This is a genomic window from Mesorhizobium sp. CNPSo 4688 (genome assembly GCF_057784295.1).
The window spans coordinates 220,925-239,951 of record NZ_JBWLUY010000003.1 but is presented as its reverse complement, the minus strand read 5'-3'; the positions used below and the strand labels follow the sequence as shown (position 1 = coordinate 239,951).

At 63.7% G+C, this 19,027-nt stretch carries 19 protein-coding genes; 14 read left to right on the top strand and 5 right to left on the bottom strand.

The genetic code is table 11. The features are described from left to right. Positions 1–31: 31 nt before the first annotated feature. The 3 genes from AC04SH_RS06760 (at position 32) to AC04SH_RS06750 (ending at position 2,093) form a co-directional block, all read left to right on the top strand. Entirely contained in the window at positions 32–295 is a 264-nt protein-coding gene (locus AC04SH_RS06760; RefSeq protein WP_352561257.1) for a type II toxin-antitoxin system Phd/YefM family antitoxin, read from the top strand. Further along, the gene (locus AC04SH_RS06755; protein ID WP_488574434.1) at positions 292–714 is read left to right on the top strand and encodes a PIN domain-containing protein; all 423 of its coding nucleotides are present in this window, start codon (positions 292–294) and stop codon (positions 712–714) included. The genes AC04SH_RS06760 and AC04SH_RS06755 overlap by 4 nt, the downstream gene beginning before the upstream one ends. Before the next feature lie 287 nt (positions 715–1,001). Beyond that, positions 1,002–2,093 (top strand): 3-deoxy-7-phosphoheptulonate synthase, encoded by a 1,092-nt coding sequence (locus tag AC04SH_RS06750; protein WP_488574433.1) that lies wholly within the window; start codon positions 1,002–1,004, stop codon positions 2,091–2,093. Between the two features lie 47 nt (positions 2,094–2,140). Here the strand turns inward: AC04SH_RS06750 and AC04SH_RS06745 are convergent, their stop codons facing one another. Next, complete coding sequence (locus tag AC04SH_RS06745; RefSeq protein ID WP_488574432.1) at positions 2,141–2,776, bottom strand: LysE family translocator; 636 nt, start codon at positions 2,774–2,776, stop codon at positions 2,141–2,143. A 127-nt stretch (positions 2,777–2,903) separates the two neighbouring features. On the opposite strand from AC04SH_RS06745, the gene AC04SH_RS06740 reads away from it, so the two are divergent. Next, positions 2,904–3,605 (top strand): helix-turn-helix transcriptional regulator, encoded by a 702-nt coding sequence (locus AC04SH_RS06740; protein ID WP_488574431.1) that lies wholly within the window; start codon positions 2,904–2,906, stop codon positions 3,603–3,605. An 11-nt stretch (positions 3,606–3,616) separates the two neighbouring features. On the opposite strand, the gene AC04SH_RS06735 is transcribed toward AC04SH_RS06740, so the two are convergent. Further along, on the bottom strand, positions 3,617–4,726 hold the full coding sequence (locus AC04SH_RS06735) for a Gfo/Idh/MocA family protein (RefSeq protein WP_488574630.1): 1,110 nt from the start codon (positions 4,724–4,726) through the stop codon (positions 3,617–3,619). A gap of 153 nt (positions 4,727–4,879) precedes the next feature. On the opposite strand from AC04SH_RS06735, the gene AC04SH_RS06730 reads away from it, so the two are divergent. Beyond that, entirely contained in the window at positions 4,880–5,725 is an 846-nt protein-coding gene (locus AC04SH_RS06730) for a MurR/RpiR family transcriptional regulator (RefSeq protein WP_488574629.1), read from the top strand. On the opposite strand, the gene AC04SH_RS06725 is transcribed toward AC04SH_RS06730, so the two are convergent. Continuing rightward, on the bottom strand, positions 5,722–6,612 hold the full coding sequence (locus AC04SH_RS06725; RefSeq protein ID WP_488574430.1) for an AraC family transcriptional regulator: 891 nt from the start codon (positions 6,610–6,612) through the stop codon (positions 5,722–5,724). The two genes, AC04SH_RS06730 and AC04SH_RS06725, sit on opposite strands and share 4 nt — an antisense overlap. Before the next feature lie 139 nt (positions 6,613–6,751). On the opposite strand from AC04SH_RS06725, the gene AC04SH_RS06720 reads away from it, so the two are divergent. From AC04SH_RS06720 to phnN, 9 genes are all read left to right on the top strand, one after another. Beyond that, a complete protein-coding gene (locus tag AC04SH_RS06720; RefSeq protein WP_488574628.1) occupies positions 6,752–7,480 on the top strand; it encodes an SDR family oxidoreductase in 729 nt (242 codons plus the stop codon). Between the two features lie 273 nt (positions 7,481–7,753). Beyond that, the gene (locus AC04SH_RS06715) at positions 7,754–9,688 is read left to right on the top strand and encodes a bifunctional 5-dehydro-2-deoxygluconokinase/5-dehydro-2-deoxyphosphogluconate aldolase (RefSeq protein WP_488574429.1); all 1,935 of its coding nucleotides are present in this window, start codon (positions 7,754–7,756) and stop codon (positions 9,686–9,688) included. Between the two features lie 34 nt (positions 9,689–9,722). Then, a complete protein-coding gene (gene iolD, locus AC04SH_RS06710; protein WP_488574428.1) occupies positions 9,723–11,573 on the top strand; it encodes a 3D-(3,5/4)-trihydroxycyclohexane-1,2-dione acylhydrolase (decyclizing) in 1,851 nt (616 codons plus the stop codon). Positions 11,574–11,716: 143 nt separating this feature from the next. Next, positions 11,717–12,634, top strand: a complete 918-nt coding sequence (iolE, locus tag AC04SH_RS06705) for a myo-inosose-2 dehydratase (protein WP_477232130.1) — start codon at positions 11,717–11,719, stop codon at positions 12,632–12,634. Between the two features lie 43 nt (positions 12,635–12,677). Beyond that, complete coding sequence (locus AC04SH_RS06700) at positions 12,678–12,908, top strand: DUF3329 domain-containing protein (protein WP_112559931.1); 231 nt, start codon at positions 12,678–12,680, stop codon at positions 12,906–12,908. A 5-nt stretch (positions 12,909–12,913) separates the two neighbouring features. Then, on the top strand, positions 12,914–13,726 hold the full coding sequence (gene iolB / locus AC04SH_RS06695; RefSeq protein ID WP_477232129.1) for a 5-deoxy-glucuronate isomerase: 813 nt from the start codon (positions 12,914–12,916) through the stop codon (positions 13,724–13,726). A 150-nt stretch (positions 13,727–13,876) separates the two neighbouring features. Continuing rightward, a complete protein-coding gene (locus AC04SH_RS06690; RefSeq protein WP_488574427.1) occupies positions 13,877–14,584 on the top strand; it encodes a DUF1045 domain-containing protein in 708 nt (235 codons plus the stop codon). Between the two features lie 33 nt (positions 14,585–14,617). Next, positions 14,618–15,757 carry an alpha-D-ribose 1-methylphosphonate 5-triphosphate diphosphatase gene (locus AC04SH_RS06685; RefSeq protein WP_488574426.1) on the top strand — a complete coding sequence of 380 codons (1,140 nt, stop codon included), beginning with the start codon at positions 14,618–14,620 and terminating at the stop codon, positions 15,755–15,757. Next, the gene (phnN, locus tag AC04SH_RS06680) at positions 15,754–16,383 is read left to right on the top strand and encodes a phosphonate metabolism protein/1,5-bisphosphokinase (PRPP-forming) PhnN (RefSeq protein WP_192255467.1); all 630 of its coding nucleotides are present in this window, start codon (positions 15,754–15,756) and stop codon (positions 16,381–16,383) included. The genes AC04SH_RS06685 and phnN overlap by 4 nt, the downstream gene beginning before the upstream one ends. Before the next feature lie 2 nt (positions 16,384–16,385). On the opposite strand, the gene AC04SH_RS06675 is transcribed toward phnN, so the two are convergent. Beyond that, positions 16,386–17,375: an ABC transporter permease gene (locus AC04SH_RS06675; RefSeq protein WP_477232126.1), complete on the bottom strand. Its 990-nt coding sequence runs from the start codon at positions 17,373–17,375 to the stop codon at positions 16,386–16,388. A gap of 76 nt (positions 17,376–17,451) precedes the next feature. Continuing rightward, a complete protein-coding gene (locus tag AC04SH_RS06670; RefSeq protein ID WP_488574627.1) occupies positions 17,452–18,990 on the bottom strand; it encodes a sugar ABC transporter ATP-binding protein in 1,539 nt (512 codons plus the stop codon). Positions 18,991–19,027: the final 37 nt, after the last annotated feature.

Genomic DNA, 19,027 nt, shown 5'->3' with positions numbered 1-19,027 from the left:
CATGATAGTCAAACTGGTCATGAAGGATGCGATGCTAACGTCACCCAAAGACACCAACTGGACGGTCGCCGGGGCAAAAGCCAGGCTCTCCGAGGTTATCGAGCGCGCGCAGTCCTCGCCGCAGACGATCACCAAGAACGGCAAACCGAGCGTGGTTGTCGTCTCGGCCGAGGAATGGCAGCGCAAGACCGCGCGCAAAGGGACGCTCGCCGAGTTCCTGCTGGACTCTCCGCTGCGGGGCGCCGATCTCGACCTTGAGCGTCAGCGCGACGAACCGCGCGATCTGCCGCTGTGAGACTGCTGCTCGATACGAATGTCCTGTCCGAGGTGACAAGGCCGGCGCCGGATGCACGCGTTCTGGAATGGCTGGACGGGCTTGATGAGGACCGCTCCTTCATCAGTGTCGTGTCGATCGCCGAGATCCGGCGCGGCGTCTCTCTGATGGATGAGGGCCGCAAACGCGAGGCGCTGGCCGAATGGCTCGCTCAAGACCTGCCGCGGCGTTTCGAGCAGAGGGTTTTGCCGGTGAACGAACCCGTTGCCTTGGCCTGGGGCGACCTGATGGGCCTTGCGAAGCGCCGTGGTCGCGGCCTGTCGTCGATGGATGGCCTGATCGCAGCCACAGCGATTGCGCAACAGCTCATCTTGGCAACACGCAATACGAAAGATTTCGAAGGCTTTGGACTTGAACTCTTCGATCCCTGGGGCGCATGAGCGGTCGGCGCTGCATACCTGGCGATTAGCCGAAACGCCCATCGAAATCGCGAGGGTTCGGCCCACCTCGATTGGCTGTCATCAGGCACGTGACAAACACCTCGGCTTCGATTATATGAGCCTCATGATCAACCTGTCCGCCACGTATTGGTACTTTAGCAGCTCGCTGGCGGCGGGAGGATTGCGCTCGATCTGAAGATTGCAGCAACAAAGTCCGAACAGCCGCCAGACCTGGCGGCTTTTTTGTTTCAGCCGGCAGGTCTCCTAAAAAACAGGAGCAGAAAGCCGTGTTGAGCACCACAGACGACCTTCGGGTCACCGAAATCAGGGCATTGAGCACACCGGACGAGGTGATGCGCGAGGTACCGCGCACACTGACGGCGACGCGCACTGTCGCCACGTCACGCAACGCCATCCATTCCATCCTTACGGGGGCCGACGATCGACTGCTTGTCATCGTTGGCCCTTGTTCCATTCACGATCCGGTCGCGGCCGTTGACTATGCCAGCCGTCTGGCGGCGCTGCGCGAGACCCTGTCCGACCGGCTCGAGATCGTCATGCGCGTCTATTTCGAGAAGCCGCGCACCACCGTCGGCTGGAAGGGCCTGATCAACGATCCCGATCTGGACGGCAGTTTCAACATCGAGAAGGGGTTGCGCATGGCGCGCAACGTCTTGTCGGCCGTCAACAATCTCGGCCTGCCGGCAGCGACCGAGTTCCTCGATATGACCATCCCGCAATACATTGCCGACCTCGTCGCCTGGGGCGCCATCGGCGCGCGCACCACCGAAAGCCAGATCCACCGCGAGCTGGCGTCGGGCTTGTCCTGCCCCGTCGGCTTCAAGAACGGCACCGACGGCAATCTCAGGATCGCCGCCGAGGCGGTGAAATCGGCTGCTCAGCCGCATCATTTCATGGCGGTGACCAAGGGCGGGCGCAGCGCCATTGCCGCAACCACCGGCAATGAGGACTGCCATGTCATCCTGCGCGGCGGCGTTCAGCCGAATTATGACGCCGCGAGCGTCGAGGCGGCCTCGACCGAACTCACCCGCATCGGTGTCGCACCGCGGCTGATGATCGATGTCAGCCATGCCAACTCGGCGAAGAAGCCGGAGAACCAGCCCAAGGTGGCGGCCGACGTGGCCGGCCAGGTGGCGGCGGGCGACGAGCGCATCATCGGCGTCATGATCGAGAGCAATCTCGTCGCCGGCCGGCAGGACGTGGTTCCCGGCAAGCCGCTGGTCTATGGCCAGAGCATCACCGATGGCTGCATCGACTGGGCGACCACCGAGACCGTGCTGCACGGCCTCGCCGGCGCCGTCGAATGGCGCCGCTCAACCCGCCGCGCCATGATGGAGAACAGGCAAGGAGCGGCTTGATAGGTCCGCGGGGACAAGGCGGCGGTTTCCAGGATCAAGACTGGACTTCACGCCGCCTTCAAACCGTGCCAGGCGGTCAGAACCGAAACCACAATCAGAAGCAGTCCGGCCGCCCGGCCGGCAAATATGGTCGCCCGCGGATTGGCGACCAGCAGATTGCGGCTGCGCCCGGCTGACACTGCGAGCCCGCCATAGACGGCAAATTGCGTGGCGACCGTCATCAATCCCATGATGGCCGCCTGAATCCAGATCGGGCCATAGGCCGGCTTCAGGAATTGCGGATAGACGGCGAAGACGAAGAGATAGGCTTTGGGATTGATCAGGCAGATCACCAGCCCCTGGCGAAACGCCTTCCATGCGGAGCGGCTGCCGGCCGGCCCGTCTTGGCCGACCTTGATCGAGCTGCGTATCAGCGTCAGGCCGATATAGGCCATGTAGGCGGCGCCCGCGATGAGCAGCGGGTTGTAGAGGATCGGCACGAAATGCATCAGCAGGCCGACGCCGACCGCGCCGTTCAGCGTATGCACCATGCCGCCCGTCATGATGCCGCCGGTCGCGGCAAGCCCTCTGTTACCGCCGCCGGTCAGCGCATTGGCAAGCACGAACAGCATATCCATGCCGGGCACGATGATGATGCCGAACAGCAGGATAAAGAACAGCCAGAGATTCTCTGCATAACTCATGTCAGTTGCCTGTCGCTTGCTCACGGTGTGCCGTTGAGGAATTTGTTGATTTTCAAGCCGATAGGCAGTCCAATAGACCATCCCAACTGACGGGGATGTGTCAGTAGCGTTTTGATCGGGAGAGGAAATGCGCAAGGCGTCGCGCCTGTTCGAGATCATCCAGATCCTGCGGCTGGCAAGGCAGCCGGTAACGGCGGCCATGATTGCCGAGCAGCTGGAAGTGACGGTCCGCTCGATCTATCGCGACATCGCCGCCCTGCAGGCGATGCGCGTGCCGATCGAGGGCGGGCGCGGCATCGGTTATATCCTGCGCCCCGGCTTCGATCTGCCGCCGCTGATGTTTTCGATCGAGGAAATGGAGGCGATCGTGCTGTCGCTGGCGCTGCTGGAGCGCACGGGCGACAGCGAACTCAAGCAGGCGGCCAAGCGCGTCAGCGCCAAAATTGCAGGTGCTGTGCCGCCGCCCTTGCGCCAGGCGTTCGACGCCAATGCGTTGCATGTCTGGGGCTTCGCCGCGCCCGCAATCGGCACCATCGATCTGGCGCTGGTGCGCCGCGCCATCCGCGACGAGGAGAAGCTCGATCTCTCCTATCGCGACGAAATGGGCCGCGCTTCCGAGCGGCTGATCCGCCCGATCGCACTGATCTACTATGCCGAGACCGCCAACATCGTCGCCTGGTGCGAACTGCGCCAGGCCATTCGCAATTTCCGCAGCGACCGCATCGAGGATTGCCGGGCGACCGGCCTGCGCTTCAAGGGCGAAGGCGATCGTTTGCGGCAGGTCTGGGTCGACGGTTGGGAGACGAACGCTGTGTCCGTGACCGGCTGAAGCGGCGGGTCCTACCGCACATCCACCCAGCGCTTTTCCTCGAACGAGCGCGCCATTGCGTGCACGGTGCGCTCGATCTCCAGCCCTTCGGCGAATTCGATCACCCGCGCCGGCTTGCCGGCGAGCCGGGTCAGCAATTCGTGGCATTCGATGATTTTGAGGTCGTTGAAGCCGAGGCCGTGGCCGGGCGCCGGCAGGAAGGCGTCGTAGGGCTTGTGGTGCGGCGCCACCAATATGGTGCGATAGCCCTGTTCGGTCGGGCGGTCCGCGGTGACGTAGAGCTGAATTTCGTTCATCCGCTCCTGGTCGAACAGGATCGACCCTTTCGAGCCAAAGATCTGGATGGCGATGCGGCCCTTGCGGCCCCAGGCCGAGCGGTTGACCAGCAGCGTGCCGGCAATGCCGTTGTCCAGATGCATCAGCACACTGGCGATGTCGTAGGTCTCGACCGTGCGGCGCCCGCCGCTGGCCAGCTTGCGGTCGGCATAGGGTTTGGCCATGTCGCAGATGACTTTTGCCACGCGGCCGAACAGCGCCGAGACCAGCGACAGCGGGTGCACGGCGAAATCGTCGAGCGCGCCATAGCCGGAGGAGGCTTCGTTCTTCCAGAAGAACAGCGCTTCGGGATCGGCCATGAAATCCTCGTCCATCTCGATGCGCAGATGGTTGACCTCGCCGATGATTTTTTCCTCCAGCAGCGCGCCGATGTGGCGGATCGCCGGGCTCTGTATGTAGTTGTAGCCGAGTGCGGCGACCTTGCCGGACTTCTTCGCCGCGGCTGCCATCGCCTCGGCCTCGGCAAAGCTCGGCGCCATCGGCTTTTCGCACCACAAATGCTTGCCGGCTTCGAGGATGGCGATGGCCATTTCCGGATGGAACTGGTTGGGTGTGGTCAAGGAGACGATATCGACCTCCGGATCGTTGACGACGGCGCGCCAGTCGCCCGAAGCCTTGGCGAAGCCGAACTCGCCGGCCTTGCGTTTGGCCAGGTCCTCATTGACCTCGCCGAGATGAACAAGTTTGGGCTTGGCGACATCCGGAAAGACGGCGCCGACGGCGCTCCACGCTATGGCGTGGCATTTGCCCATGAACCCCGTGCCGATAAGACCGACGCCGACCATCTTCTTCTCCACTCGCCTAAATTCCTCGGTGGATGAATTAGTCCATTTTCTCCAGAAATGGAATGTCTGCCTCATTTTTTATGGCGTTCTTGCGCTGGCTGGCTATGATGGGGCACAGAGGACGTTTCACGGATGAGCTTGGACGGGCCGACGATGGACGAACGGGTACCTCGCGACTTCGAGACGCTGCGCGCCACGATCCTCGATCGCCGCGAAACCTTGCCCAAGCGCATTGCCCAGATTGCCGCCTACGCGCTCGACAATCCTGATGACATCGCCTTCGGCACCGCCGCCAGCATCGCCGCTTCGGCCGGCGTACAACCCTCGACCCTGATCCGCTTTGCCCAGCAGCTTGGCTTCGACGGCTTTACCAGCCTGCAGCAGGTGTTTCGCGAGCGGCTGCGCGAACGCAACTCCTCCTATGACGAGCGCTTGCAGGCGCTGCGCGCCAAGGCCGATGCGGGTGCGGGCCACCGCGCCATTTTCGACGGCTTCGTCGCCGCCGCCAGCACCTCGCTCAACGACATTTCACGCACCCTGGACGAAGCGCATCTCGAAGACGCGATCTCGCTGCTGGCCAAGGCGGAGACCATCTACGTGCTCGCCAAGCGCCGCTCCTATCCGGTGGCGAGCTACATCGCCTATGCTTTGGGCAAATTGAAGATCCGCAACCAGCTGATCGAATCCGCCGCCGGCCTCAACGCCGAAATGGTCGCCTTCGCTACGCCGGCGGACGCCGTCATCGCCATCAGCTTCTCGCCCTACGCGCCAGCCACCATCGAGGAAGCCCGCACCATTTCCGAACAGGGCGTTCCGATCGTCGCCATCACCGACAGCTCGTTTTCGCCGCTGGCGCAGTTCGCCAGCGTCTGGTTCGAAGTCGCCGAGGCCGATTTCGCAGGCTTCCGCTCGCTGTCGGCAACCATGGCGCTGGCCATGGCGTTGACCGTCGGCGTCGGCGAGAAGCGGCGCGGCTCGAGCCGCAAGCGCAAGGCCTAGATCACCTCTACGGCAGCCTCGCCTGCCGCCGAAAGCCGGGCCGCGTCACGCGCCGGCGGCGACCCGAACTGGCGGGCATATTCCCGGCTGAACTGGGAAGCGCTCTCGTACCCGACGGCAAAGGCGACGCTGGCAACATTGCCTGGCTGGGCAAGCAGCATATGGCGGGCCTCCAGCAGCCTTATCTGTTTTTGATACTGGATCGGACTCATCGCGGTCGCCGCCTTGAAGTGACGGTAAAAGGCAGCCTCGCTCATATGGGCGATCTGGGCGAGATCGCTGACCCGGATCGGCTGATGGCAATGCGTCCGGATCCAGGCGATCGCCTGGCCGATGCGAGACAGATGGCCATCGGCGCGCGCCAGCTGGCGAAGCTTCCCACCCTGGGGTCCTTGCAGCAGCCGAAACAGCATCTCGCGTTCGAGCATGCTGGCCAGCACGGGAATCTCGGCCGGCCGGCCGAGCAGCCGCATGATGCGACGCAATGCATCGAGCAAATCGTCATTGACGGGCGAGGTGGCGAAACTGTCGCCGCCAAGCGCCGGCTCGTGCTCGACAAGCAGGGCGGCGACGGCCTGCAGATCAAGGGTGAAGCCGATGGCGAGGTAGGGACGCTCGGCACTCGCTTCGACGATCTGGCTGATGGTGGGCGTTTCCACCGTGTAGATGAAATAGCTGGCGGGATCGTAGCGCAGAGCCCTGTCGCCGATCAGAACCGTCTTCGCGCCCTGCAGCACGAACAGAATCCCGGACCCCCACACACCCGCCACCGGTGCTGTGGTGGTTTCGCTGCGGCCGATCGAAACATGCGGGATCGCCGTTCTCACCCGCCGTCCGTCTGCGTGACGGCCGGCAATATCGATCAGTTCCCGCAAGGCCTCGCTCATGGCGCCAGCATGGCGCATCCGAACCGACCGGGCAAGCCGGATGAGAGGATCAGGCAAGAGGAAGAGAGGTTTCGGCGCGCGGCATTGGCGGCGAAGCGCCATCTCTGTGTCTCCGATATGGAGAAATGGAGATATCAAAATGACGACGACAAAAACCGCTGTGGTGACCGGCGCCAACAAGGGTATCGGCCGCGAAATCGCCCGACGGCTGGCGACGATGGGCTTCAAGGTGTGGCTCGGCGCCAGGGATGCCGGGCGCGGCATGGCGGCAGAACAAGAATTGCGCGCCGAAGGCCTGGACGTTCAATGGCTTGCGCTTGACGTCACGCAGGACGACAGCGTGGCGGCCGCCGCCAAAACCGTAGGCGCTGAAAACCCCCGTCTCGACGTGTTGGTGAACAATGCCGGCATCGCCATCAATTATGAGCTGCCGCCAAGCGAGCAGCATCTGGCCGATATCAGGGCCACCTACGAGGTCAACGTGTTCGGCCCGATCCGCGTCACCCAGGCCTTCCTGCCGCTGCTGCTGGCAGCGCCGGCCGCGCGCATTGTCATGGTCAGCAGTTCGACCGGATCCATCGGTCGCGCGCTCGATTCGGGCACGCCGAACCATGCGGTCAACCTGTTGGGCTATGGCAGCTCCAAGACGGCGCTGAACGCCATCACCGTGGCCTTTGCCCGGGAGCTCGGGCCTAGTGGTATCAAAATGAACGCCGCGGCGCCCGGTTATACCGCCACCGATCTGAACGGCTTTAAAGGCCACCGCACCGTGCAGCAGGCGGCCGAGATCGTGATACACTTGGCGACCCTGGATGCAGATGGCCCGAACGCCGGCTATTTCAACGACGATGGCCCGCTCCCCTGGTGAAAGGAGCTGGACGCGAAAGTCCTCCGACGCCATCATCTGCAGCACTTTTCCGAGAAGGAATGCTCATTCCATATTGACTATGGATTGGAATTATTATTTCATATTGGCGGCGTCACGCTGCCGCTCGCGCGTGTCCCCCAACTAGGTTGCAAAAGCAATTCCAGCGAAAGTGTGAGCGGTTTCGCGTCCGGAATTGCGTGAAACAAGAGTTAGAGTGGTTCGCCGTGAAACGGCTAGCCGCTCTAACGACAACACGACTGACGGGAGGTTCCAATGAGCGAAGCCGTGGACGCGAGATACGCTCCGCTCGATGTCATCACCATCGGTCGCGCTTCCGTCGACCTTTATGGCCAGCAGATCGGCTCGCGGCTGGAGGACATCACCTCCTTCGCCAAGTCGGTCGGCGGCTGCCCGGCCAACATCTCTGTGGGAACGGCGAGGCTCGGCTTGCGCTCGGCGCTGCTCACCCGCGTCGGCGACGAGCAGATGGGCCGCTTCATCCGCGAACAGCTGCGGCGCGAAGGCGTCAATGTCGATGGTCTCAAGACCGACAAGGAGCGGCTGACGGCGCTGGTGCTGCTCTCGGTCGAGAGCGAAGGCGTTTCGCCGATGATCTTTTACCGCTCGGACTGCGCCGACATGGCGCTGGCGCCGGAAGACATTGACGAGGCCTTCATCGCCTCGGCGCGTTCCATCGTCGTCACCGGCACGCACTTTTCCCGACCCAACAGCGACGCCGCCCAGCGCAAGGCGATCCACATCATCAAGGCCAAGGGCGGCAAGGTGGTGTTCGACATCGACTACCGCCCCAACCTCTGGGGGCTCGCCGGCCATGCCGAAGGCTTTGAGCGCTATGTGAAATCCGACCGCGTCTCGTCGCAGCTGAAGACGGTGCTGCCCGATTGCGACCTCATCGTCGGTACCGAGGAAGAGATCATGATCGCCTCGGGCGCCGACGACTGCCTGAGCGCGCTGAAGACGATCCGCTCATTGTCCTCGGCCACCATCGTTTTGAAGCGCGGCGCCATGGGCTGCATCGTCTATGACGGGCCGATCAGCGACGATCTCGAAGACGGTATCGTCGGCAAGGGCTTCCCGATCGAGATCTACAATGTGCTCGGCGCCGGCGATGCCTTCATGTCCGGCTTCCTGCGCGGCTGGCTGGGTGGTGAAAACCATGCGACGTCGGCGACCTGGGCCAATGCCTGCGGCGCCTTTGCCGTGTCCCGGCTGCTCTGCGCGCCGGAATACCCGACTTTCGAGGAGCTGCAGTTCTTCCTCAAGAACGGCAGCAAGCACTTGGCCTTGCGCAAGGACGAAGCGATCAACCACATCCATTGGGCGACGACACGTCGTCGCGACATCCCCTCGATGATGGCGCTCGCTTGCGACCACCGTGTGCAGCTCGAGGATGTGGCGGCCAAGACCGGCGCCGATCCGGCCCGCATCCGCGATTTCAAGGTGCTGGCGGTCAAGGCAGCGGCGAAGGTTGCCGCCGGCCGTGATGGCTACGGCATGCTGATCGACGAGAAGCATGGCCGCGAGGCGATGTTCGAATTCGCGCGCCATCCTTTTGCCTGGCTCGGCCGCCCGGTCGAACTGCCAGGCTCGCGGCCGCTGCGCTTCGAATTCTCGCAGGACATCGGCTCGCAGCTGGTGGAATGGCCGGTCGACCACTGCATCAAATGCCTGTGCTTCTACCATCCCGACGATCCGGCAGAACTCAAGGAAGAACAGCAGCAGAAACTGCGCGCGCTGTTCGAGGCGGCGCGAAAGGTCGGCCGAGAACTGCTGGTCGAGATCATTGCCGGCAAGCATGGCAAGCTCGACGACACCACGATCCCGCGCGCGCTAGAAGAACTCTATGCGCTCGGCATCAAGCCGGATTGGTGGAAGCTCGAGCCGCAGGCCTCGGCCGGCGCCTGGGCCAAGATAGAGGCCGTCATCCTCAAGCACGATCCGTGGTGCCGTGGCGTCGTGCTGCTTGGGCGGGAAGCGCCGCAGGACGAGCTGGAAGCTGCCTTCGCCGCGACCGCCAAGGCGCCGATCGTCAAGGGCTTCGCCGTCGGCCGCACCATCTTTGTCCACGCCGCCGAACAATGGTTGGCCGGCAAGATGTCGGATGACGAGGCGATCGCCGACATGGCCGCGCGCTTCGAACAGTTGACCGAAGCGTGGCTTGCCGCGCGTGGCCGTAAAGCAGCATAAGAAGACGCGACGCAGGACTGCGGAGGAAAATACCATGAGCAAGACAATCCGCCTGACGATGGCGCAGGCGCTGACCCGCTTTCTCAGCAAGCAGATGACCGAGATCGACGGCAAAAAAGTGCCGATCTTCGGCGGCGTCTGGGCGATTTTCGGCCACGGCAATGTCGCAGGGATCGGCGAGGCGCTCTATCAGGTGCGCGATGAACTGCCGACCTTCCGCGCCCACAATGAACAGGCGATGGCGCATGCGGCGATCGCCTATGGCAAGGCTAATTTCCGCCGCCGCTTCATGGCCGCGACCTCGTCGATCGGCCCCGGCGCGCTCAACATGGTGACGGCGGCGGCGCTTGCGCATGTAAACAGGTTGCCCGTCCTGTTTTTGCCGGGCGATGTCTTCGCCAACCGCATCCCCGATCCGGTGCTGCAGCAGGCAGAGGATTTTTCCGACGGTACGGCGACGGTCAATGACTGCTTCCGTCCGGTGTCGCGCTATTTCGATCGCATCACCCGGCCGGAGCAGATCATTCCGGCGCTGAGCCGGGCCATGCAGGTGCTGACCGATCCGGCCGATTGCGGCCCGGTAACACTGTCGCTGTGTCAGGACGTGCAGGCCGAAGCCTATGACTATCCCGAAAGCTTCTTTGCCGAGCGGGTCTGGCACCAGCGTCGGCCGCGTCCGGACCGCCATGAATTGGCGGCCGCAGTCACGGCGCTCAAGGGCGCCAAGAAGCCGCTGATCATCGCCGGCGGCGGCGTGCTCTATTCGCAGGCATCGGACGAACTGGCAAAATTCGCCGAAACCACAGGCATTCCGGTCTGCGAGACGCAAGGCGGCAAATCCTCGCTGCCCGACAATCATCGGCTCAACATGGCGGCGGTCGGCGTCACCGGCACATCCGCCGCCAACCGGCTGGCGGAAGAGGCCGATGTCGTGCTGGCCATCGGCACCCGCCTGCAGGATTTCACCACCGGCTCGTGGGCGCTGTTCAAGAATTCCGGCAAGACCATCATCGGGCTGAATGTGCAGCCTTTCGATGCCGGCAAGCACCGGGCTTTGCCGCTCGTCGCCGATGCGGCCGAAGGGCTCGCCGAACTCGGTGCTGGGCTCAAGGGCTGGAAGGCGCCTTCCGCCTGGACGGACAATTCGGCCACCGGCAAGAAAGCCTGGCAGGCCGATGCCGGCAAGGTAACGGCCTCGACCAATGCCGCCTATCCTTCGGATGCGCAGGTGATCGGCGCCGTGCAGCGCGCCCTGGGCTCCGGCGTGACCTTGCTGCATGCCGCCGGCGGTCTGCCCGGCGAATTGCACAAGCTTTGGCAGGCCGGCGCGCCCGGCTCCTACCACGCCGAATATGGCTTCTCGACCATGGGCTACGAGATTGCCGGCGGCCTCGGGGCGAAGATGGCCAAGCCCGATGAAGAGGTCGTCGTCATGATCGGCGACGGCTCCTACCTGATGCTGAATTCCGAGATCGCCACATCGGTGATGCTCGGTCTCAAGCTCACCATCGTGCTGCTCGACAACAGGGGCTATGGCTGTATCAACCGGCTGCAAATGGCCACCGGCGGCGCCAACTTCAACAATCTCCTGAAGGACTCGCGCCACGAAATCCTGCCCGACATCGACTTTGCCGCGCATGCGGCGAGCATGGGCGCAATCGCCGAAAAAGTGCCATCAATCGCCGGCCTGGAAAACGCGCTGCAGAAGTCGAAAAAGAACGACCGCACCACCGTTCTGGTCATCGACACCGATCCGCTTGTCTCAACCGACGCCGGCGGCCATTGGTGGGATGTGGCGGTGCCGGAAGTCTCGGCGCGCAGCCAGGTCAACGCGGCACGCAAGGCCTATGACGAAAAGCGGCAGATGCAGACCATCGGCGATTGATGGACATGCACCCGGCCCCTACCTCCCCCTTGTGGGGAGGTCGGACCGAAGGTCCGGGTGGGGTCTGTGCCGCACCCCCACCCCGCTGCTTCGCAGCGACCCTCCCCACAGTGGGAGGGTGAACAAGAAACCGGAGTGACGACTTGAAAGCCAAACTGGGCATGTCCCCCATTGCGTGGTGGAACGACGATCTTGCCGAACTCAGCGACGACGTCTCGCTGGAAGAATGTCTGCGCCAGTCGCGTTCGGCGGGCTTCACCGGCATGGAAATGGGCCGGCGTTTTCCCAACGATCCCGCTGTCATGCTGCCGATCCTGAAAAAGGCCGATGTCACGCTGTGCGGCGGCTGGTTCTCCGGCACGCTGGTCGACGAGGACATGGGCAAGAACAAGGACCGCATCCAGCCGATGATCGACCTGTTCAAGGCGGTCAACGCGCCTTGCATCGTCTATGGCGAGGTCGGCCGTTCGATCCAGGGCGACCGCTCCAAACCGCTCGCCACCAAGCCGAAATTGTCGGGCGACGAGATGAAGGCCTATGCCAGACGCCTGACCGAGTTCGGCGAATGGTGCGCCGAGCAAGGCATGCCACTGTCCTATCACCACCACATGGCGGCGGTGGTCGAGACCGAGCCGGAACTCGATGCCTTCATGCGCCATTCCGGCGACGGCATTCCGCTGCTGCTCGATGCGGGTCACCTGGCCTTTGCCGGCGGCGACGTGCTGCGCGCCATCGACAACCACCACAAGCGCATCAACCATGTCCATGTGAAGGATGTGCGTATGGCTGTCATCGACGGGCTCGACCGCACGAAACAGTCCTTCCTCGATGCCGTGGCGCTTGGCGCCTTCACTGTGCCGGGCGATGGCTCGCTGGATTTCGGCGCCATCGTGCAGCGTTTCGCCGACCATGGCTATGAAGGCTGGTTCGTCGTCGAGGCCGAGCAGGACCCGAAGAAGAATCCGCCGCTGAAGATGGCGCAGGTAGGTCACAAGGAGCTGATGCGGGTGATGACCGCTGCCGGCTACACCGTCGAGACGCAAGGCTTTCCCAATGTCTGATGCGACGGGTTACCGCCGAGCCAGCTTGCTGTAGATTGGCCCGATGAAAGATTACGAGCACCCATTCTTCCGGCCGCTGTGGCGGCGCGTTGCCGTCGTCGCCGTCTGCGTAATCTGGGCGATCATTGAATTCGCCTCCGGCACACCGTTCTGGGGCGTCATCGCGCTCGGCTTTGCCGCCTACGCCGTCTGGCAGTTCTTCTATCTCTACAAGCCGGTCGACGGGGCGAAGCCTCCGGTCGAGCCGAAGACTGGCGCCGAACCGAAGGAATGACCGCAATGTCGAAACTGCTCGTCAAAGCCGACAAGGGCCATGGCCGCGTCGCCCATGTCACGCCCAAAAGCGCCGGCTGGACCTATGTCGGCTTCGACCTGCACCGGCTGAAGCCGGGCGAAAACGCCTCGGGAAAGACCGGTGATCGCGAAGTCTGCCTGGTGTTCGTCACCGGCAAGGGTACGGCAAAGGCCGGTGGTCAGGAACTCGGCCTGCTCGGCGAGCGCATGTCGCCCTTCGAGGGCAAGCCATGGTCGGTCTACATCCCTGAGGGGTCGGACTGGTCGGTCACCGCCGACACCGATCTCGAGCTTGCTGTCTGTTCGGCACCGGGCCTGGGCGGCGGCCTGTCGGTTCGCGTCATCGCGCCCGACGATCTCGGCCAGGAAGTGCGCGGCAAGGGCACCAACACGCGCTACGTCACCAACATCCTGCCGGAAGGCAAGCCGGCCGACTCGCTGCTGGTGGTCGAGGTCATCACGCCTGGCGGCCATACATCGAGCTATCCCCCGCACAAGCACGACCAGGACAATCTGCCGGCCGAATCCTATCTCGAGGAAACCTACTATCACCGCCTCAACCCGCCGCAGGGTTTTGCCTTCCAGCGCGTCTATACCGACGCCGACCAGAATGGCGCCCGCGAGCTCGACGAGGCCATGGCGATCGAGGACGGCGATGTCGTGCTGGTGCCCAAGGGCTACCACCCCTGCGCCGCCTGCCATGGCTACGACCTCTACTATCTCAACGTCATGGCCGGCCCGAAGCGGACGTGGAAATTCCACAACGCGCCCGAGCACGAATGGCTGATGAAGGCCTGACCACCCTGTCTTTCAGGGGAAGCTGTTGGCCCAGTTCGGAAAAATCGTCGGCTAACGACCCATGGGGTCGATTTGCCATCGAAAACCCTTCAAAGCTTCGTCAATCCGTCATGGAAATCACCTATGGCAGCGGGCTGACGAGGATTTTCGATGCGCTACGCCATCTATTTCACCCCGAGGCAGGACGAGCCACTGGCGCGGATCGCCGCCAACTGGCTGGGACGTGACCCTTTCGGCGCCGCCACAAGGCCGAGCGAAGCGGTGGGCGACCTGTCGGCGGCCGAAGTCGCCTTCCACACCGCCTCGGCGCGGCGCTACGGCTTTCATGCGACGCTGAAGGCCCCCTTCCGGCTGGCCCCGAACGAGACGGAAGCCTCGCTGCGTGCTGCCCTGGACGTCTTTGCCGAAGCGACGCCGACGGTCACCATCCCGCGTCTCATCGTCAGCCAGATCGACGGCTTCTTTGCCTTGGTGCCCGAAGGCCCGCTGCCGCCGCTCAACCGTTTTGCCGATGATGTCGTGCTTGGTTTCGACCGTTTTCGCGCGCCGCTCACCGAGGCGGAAATCGAGCGGCGCAGCCCGGATTCGCTTAAACCCGCCGAGTTCCGCAATCTCTGCCAGTGGGGCTACCCCTATGTTTTCGAGACGTTTCGCTTCCACATGACCCTGTCCGGCCGGGCCGGGCCACAGGAAAGCCTACGTCTGCGCGCAGCAATTGACAGCCTGTTCGCCGAGGTGCTGCAGCAGCCGGTGCTGGTGGATGCGCTGGCGCTGTTTGTCGAAACCGAACCGGGCGCCCCGTTCATGGTGCTCTCCCATCATGCGCTCGGCCGCCGTGCGGCCCGGAAAACTGCCTGACCACGTCGCCTTAAAACCTAAGGACTGCCTGAGATGACCGCCGAGACCGTTTTGACCAATGCCCGCATCGTGCTTGCCGACGAGATCGTCGAAGGATCGCTGCTGCTGCGCGACGGCCTTATCGCCGGCATCGACGCAGGCACCGGGCGGACCGGCGAGGATATGAGCGGCGACTACATCATCCCCGGCCTGGTCGAACTGCACACCGACCATCTCGAAGGCCATTATGCGCCGCGGCCGAAGGTGCGCTGGAACCCGATCGCCGCCGTGCTCGCCCATGATGCGCAGGTGGCGACCGCAGGGATCACCACCGTGCTCGACGCCTTGCGCGTCGGCATGGATGAGGATGCGGATCTCACCTCCGACGACATCCGCAAGCTCGCGGACGCCATCGAGGACAGCGTGGCGCAGGATCGCCTTCGGGCCGACCACTTCCTGCATCTGCGCTGCGAGGTTTCGGCGCCGGACTGCCTGCAGGCCTTCGCCAATTTCGACGGCGACGAGCGCGTGCGGCTGGCGTCGCTGATGGACCATGCGCCGGGGCAGCGCCAGTTCGTCAACCTCGAGACCTACGCCTATTACTACCAGCGCAAGCTGAAGCTGACCGATCGCGACTTCAAGCTGTTCTGCGAAAAGCGGATGTCGGAATCGGCGAAGAATTCGGGACCGAACCGGGTGGCGATATCAGCCGCCTGCAACGAGCGCGGCATTGTGCTGGCAAGCCATGACGACGCCACATCAGGCCATGTCGACGAGGCGATTGAACAAGGCGTGCGCGTTGCCGAGTTTCCGACCACGCTGGAAGCCGCTAAAGCGTCAAAGGAGGCCGGGCTCGGCGTGCTGATGGGCGCGCCCAATGTCATGCGCGGCGCCTCGCACTCCGGCAATGTTTCGGCCCGCGCGCTGGCCGGCGACGGCCTGCTCGACATCTTGTCGTCCGATTACATCCCCTTCAGCCTGATCCAGTCGGCCTTCTTCCTCGGCGACGTCGTCGAAGGCATTTCCCTGCCGCAGGCGGTCGCCATGGTGTCGAAGAACCCGGCCGAGGCCATCGGCCTCAGCGACCGCGGCGTCATCGAACCGGGCCGCCGTGCCGACCTGGTGCGCGTGCGCGTCGACGACCATGTGCCGGTCGTGCGCACCGTCTGTCGCCAGGGACGCCGGGTCGCCTGATGGTCTCGGCGTCGATCGAGCGCGAACTCACCGCCGAGGCCTTTCCGGTCCGCAACGGCGTCTTTGTCGCCGTCGTCGGCCCGAGCGGCGCCGGCAAGGATACGGTGATCGGCTATGCCAAGTCGTTGTTTGCCGATGAGACAAGGCTGGAGTTCGTCCGTCGGGTCATCACCAGGCCGAGCGATGCGGCAAGCGAGGATCACGACACGCTGGCCGACGCCGCCTTTGTCGAGGCCGAGGCCGACGGCGCTTTCGCCATTTCCTGGGAGGCGCACGGCCTGCGCTACGGCATCCCGGCCGATGTCGACTGGTCGATAGCCAATGGCCATGTCGCGGTCGCCAACGTGTCGCGCGCGGTCATTCCGGTGCTGCGTGAGCGCTACGCCAATCTGGCCGTGGTCGAGATCACCGCTGCGCCGGAAATCCTCGCCGAACGGCTCGCTCAGCGCGGCCGTGAGTCGCGCGGCGAAGTGCTGGCACGCCTCGCCCGCAGTGCCAATGTCGCTTTGTCCGGACCCGGCGTCACCTCGATCGACAATGGCGGTCCACGCGAAGCCGCCGGCGAGCGTTTCGCCGAAGTGCTGCGCAAGGCGATGGCGTTCTCCGACATGTCGGGGGTAATTTAACGCTACTCCGCCGCCACGGCGCCCTTGCGGCTGGCGTCGAGCATCAGCCGTCTTGCCCGGAACACGCCCCATTGCTGGTCGACCAGCACGCCGATGAGGATCACGCCGCCCATCACCGCGAAGTTGAGCGAAGACGGGATGCCGAGCAGGTTGACCAGGTTCTGCAACTCCTGCAGCAGCACGGTGCCGAGGATGACGCCGACCAGCGAGCCTTCGCCGCCGCGCAGCGAGAAGCCGCCGAGCACTGCCGCGGCGATGGCGTAGAGTTCATAGAACTGGCCATGGCTGGCCGGCGAGATAGAGCGCGTGTACATGGCGAAATAGATCGCCGACAGCGCCGTCAACACGCCGCAGATGACATAGGCGGCCATGACGACACGGCCGGTGCGGATGCCCGAATATTTGGCCGCTTCCTCGTTCTTGCCGATGGCATAGAGATAGCGGCCGAACACCGAGCGGTGCAGCACCACCCACATCACGATGGCAATGACGATGAGCGCAATGAAGCTGTTCGGTACGCCCCAGGATCGGCCCGCCGTCAGGAATTCGAGCTCCGGAAAATTCTGCCCGAAGCCGAAGCCCGCGGTGCCATCGGCGGTGTAGAAGCGCGCCACGCCGCGATAGATCAGCAGGCCGCAGAGCGTCACCACGAAGGGCTGCAGTTTGAGCCGGGTGATCAGCCAGCCATGCACCAGCCCGATGATGGCGCCGAGCACCAGGATCAACGGCAGCGCTATCGGCCATCCCAGACCACGTACGGCGATGAAGTCGATGAACAGCGTACCGAGCAGCGCAACCACCGAGCCGACCGACAATTCGATGCCGCCGGTGATGATGACGAAGGCCTGGCCGATCGACAGGATGCCGAACAGGCCGATCAGGTTCGAGGTATTGGCAAGGTTGATCGGCAGCAGGAAGCGAGGGTTGATGATCGCCACCACCGCTCCGACCACCAGGATCAGGATCAGCAGGCCGAGATCTTTCTTGCTCATCGTTTTTCTCCCCCAAAACAGGTTCCGCAAAAGTGTTCCGCGGTTTTGCGACCAGAACCTGCGACAAAGCAAAATGCTATTTTGGCTTCTTGCCGACAGCCAGCAGAAGCACGTTCTCCTGGCTGAAGTGTTCCTTGTCGAGAATGCCCGAGATCTGGCCCTCATGCATGACGGCGATGCGGTCAGACACGCCGATCACCTCTTCCATGTCGCTGGAAATCATCAGCACGGCGACGCCGGCATCGGCCAGCGCCCGCATCAGCCCGTAAATCTCGGCCTTGGCGCCAATGTCGATGCCGCGCGTCGGCTCGTCGAGGATCATCACCTTCGGGTTCATCGCCAGCCATTTGCCCAGCACCACCTTCTGCTGGTTGCCGCCCGACAGCGTGCCGGTGCGCGTCTGCACCGAGGGCGCCTTGATGTCGAGATCCTTCTTCTGCTTCTCGGCGGTGACGGTCTCCGCACTTGCCGACACCAGCTGGCGCTTCGCATGGGCCGGCAGATTGGGCAGCGAAATGTTTTGCGCGATCGACAAATCGAGCAGTATCCCGGTCAGCTTGCGGTCTTCCGGGACGAGAAAAATGCCGTGCGCGACGGCATCGGCCGCCGAGCCCAGCACAAGCGGCTTGCCGTCGAGTTCGAGCGCGCCGCCAAGCGTGCTGTCGATGCCGAAGAACACCCGCGCCAGTTCGGTCCGGCCGGAGCCGACAAGGCCGGCAAGGCCGAGGATTTCGCCACGCCTGACATCGAGATCGACCGACCGGGCAGGGTAGGCGGGGGTGCGTACAGCTTTGGCCGACAGCGCCGTTGCGCCCGGTGCCCGCGCCGCTTCGGAGGCTTTCTCGCGCTCCTTCAGCATGCGGCCGATCATCAGCTTGACCATCTGGTCGTGGTTGATGGCGCTCTTCGGCAAGGTGCCGGCCAGCATGCCGTCGCGCAACACCACGACGCGGTCGGCGACACGCTCGATCTCATGCAGGCGGTGCGAAATGAAGATGACGCTGATACCATCGGCCTTCAGTGCCTTGATGACGTCCAGCAGCTTGTCGGTTTCGGCGATCGGCAGGCTCGATGTCGGCTCGTCGAGGATGACCAGCCGCGCCTTGATCGAAAGCGCCTTGGCTATCTCGACCATCTGCTGCTGCGCCAGCGACAGGTCGGCAACCGGCGTATCGGCGGAGAAATTGGCGCCGACGCGCTTCAACAGCGGCGCCACCATTTCGCGCAACTTCGCCCGGTCGACCAGTCTCAGCGGCCCGCCGCGTAGCGGCTCGCGGCCAAAGAAGATGTTGGCGGCGACGTCGAGGTTTTCGAACAGGTTGAGTTCCTGGTGGACGAAGGCGATGCCCGACCCCAGGCTGGCTTCGACGCTAAGCCCGTCATGCGCGACGCCGTCGACGGTGATGGTGCCGCTGTCCGGCCTGGTGACGCCGCCGAGGATCTTCATCAAGGTCGATTTGCCGGCGCCGTTTTCGCCGACAAGGCCGATCACCTCGCCCGGCCGGACCTCCATGGAAAAGCCATCCAGCGCGACAACGCCTGGATAGGTCTTGCGCACGTTCTCGAGGCCGAGGAACGGAGTAGTCGCTGCAATGGATGTGTCGGAATAGTTCATCAAGCCTGACAGCAGCCGCTGGGCCAAAATAGCCCCT

Bases quoted from the DNA above. Each gene is read 5' to 3' on its own strand.
- AC04SH_RS06735 (WP_488574630.1), bottom strand. From the start codon at position 4,726: ATGGTCGGCGTCGGTCTTATCGGCACGGGGTTCATGGGCAAATGCCAC.
- AC04SH_RS06740 (WP_488574431.1), top strand. From the start codon at position 2,904: ATGCGCAAGGCGTCGCGCCTGTTCGAGATCATCCAGATCCTGCGGCTG.
- AC04SH_RS06760 (WP_352561257.1), top strand. From the start codon at position 32: ATGCTAACGTCACCCAAAGACACCAACTGGACGGTCGCCGGGGCAAAA.
- AC04SH_RS06685 (WP_488574426.1), top strand. From the start codon at position 14,618: ATGACCGCCGAGACCGTTTTGACCAATGCCCGCATCGTGCTTGCCGAC.
- AC04SH_RS06715 (WP_488574429.1), top strand. From the start codon at position 7,754: ATGAGCGAAGCCGTGGACGCGAGATACGCTCCGCTCGATGTCATCACC.
- iolD (WP_488574428.1), top strand. From the start codon at position 9,723: ATGAGCAAGACAATCCGCCTGACGATGGCGCAGGCGCTGACCCGCTTT.
- AC04SH_RS06670 (WP_488574627.1), bottom strand. From the start codon at position 18,990: ATGAACTATTCCGACACATCCATTGCAGCGACTACTCCGTTCCTCGGC.
- AC04SH_RS06725 (WP_488574430.1), bottom strand. From the start codon at position 6,612: ATGAGCGAGGCCTTGCGGGAACTGATCGATATTGCCGGCCGTCACGCA.
- AC04SH_RS06745 (WP_488574432.1), bottom strand. From the start codon at position 2,776: ATGAGTTATGCAGAGAATCTCTGGCTGTTCTTTATCCTGCTGTTCGGC.
- AC04SH_RS06720 (WP_488574628.1), top strand. From the start codon at position 6,752: ATGACGACGACAAAAACCGCTGTGGTGACCGGCGCCAACAAGGGTATC.
- AC04SH_RS06675 (WP_477232126.1), bottom strand. From the start codon at position 17,375: ATGAGCAAGAAAGATCTCGGCCTGCTGATCCTGATCCTGGTGGTCGGA.
- iolB (WP_477232129.1), top strand. From the start codon at position 12,914: ATGTCGAAACTGCTCGTCAAAGCCGACAAGGGCCATGGCCGCGTCGCC.
- AC04SH_RS06730 (WP_488574629.1), top strand. From the start codon at position 4,880: ATGGACGAACGGGTACCTCGCGACTTCGAGACGCTGCGCGCCACGATC.
- AC04SH_RS06700 (WP_112559931.1), top strand. From the start codon at position 12,678: ATGAAAGATTACGAGCACCCATTCTTCCGGCCGCTGTGGCGGCGCGTT.
- AC04SH_RS06690 (WP_488574427.1), top strand. From the start codon at position 13,877: ATGCGCTACGCCATCTATTTCACCCCGAGGCAGGACGAGCCACTGGCG.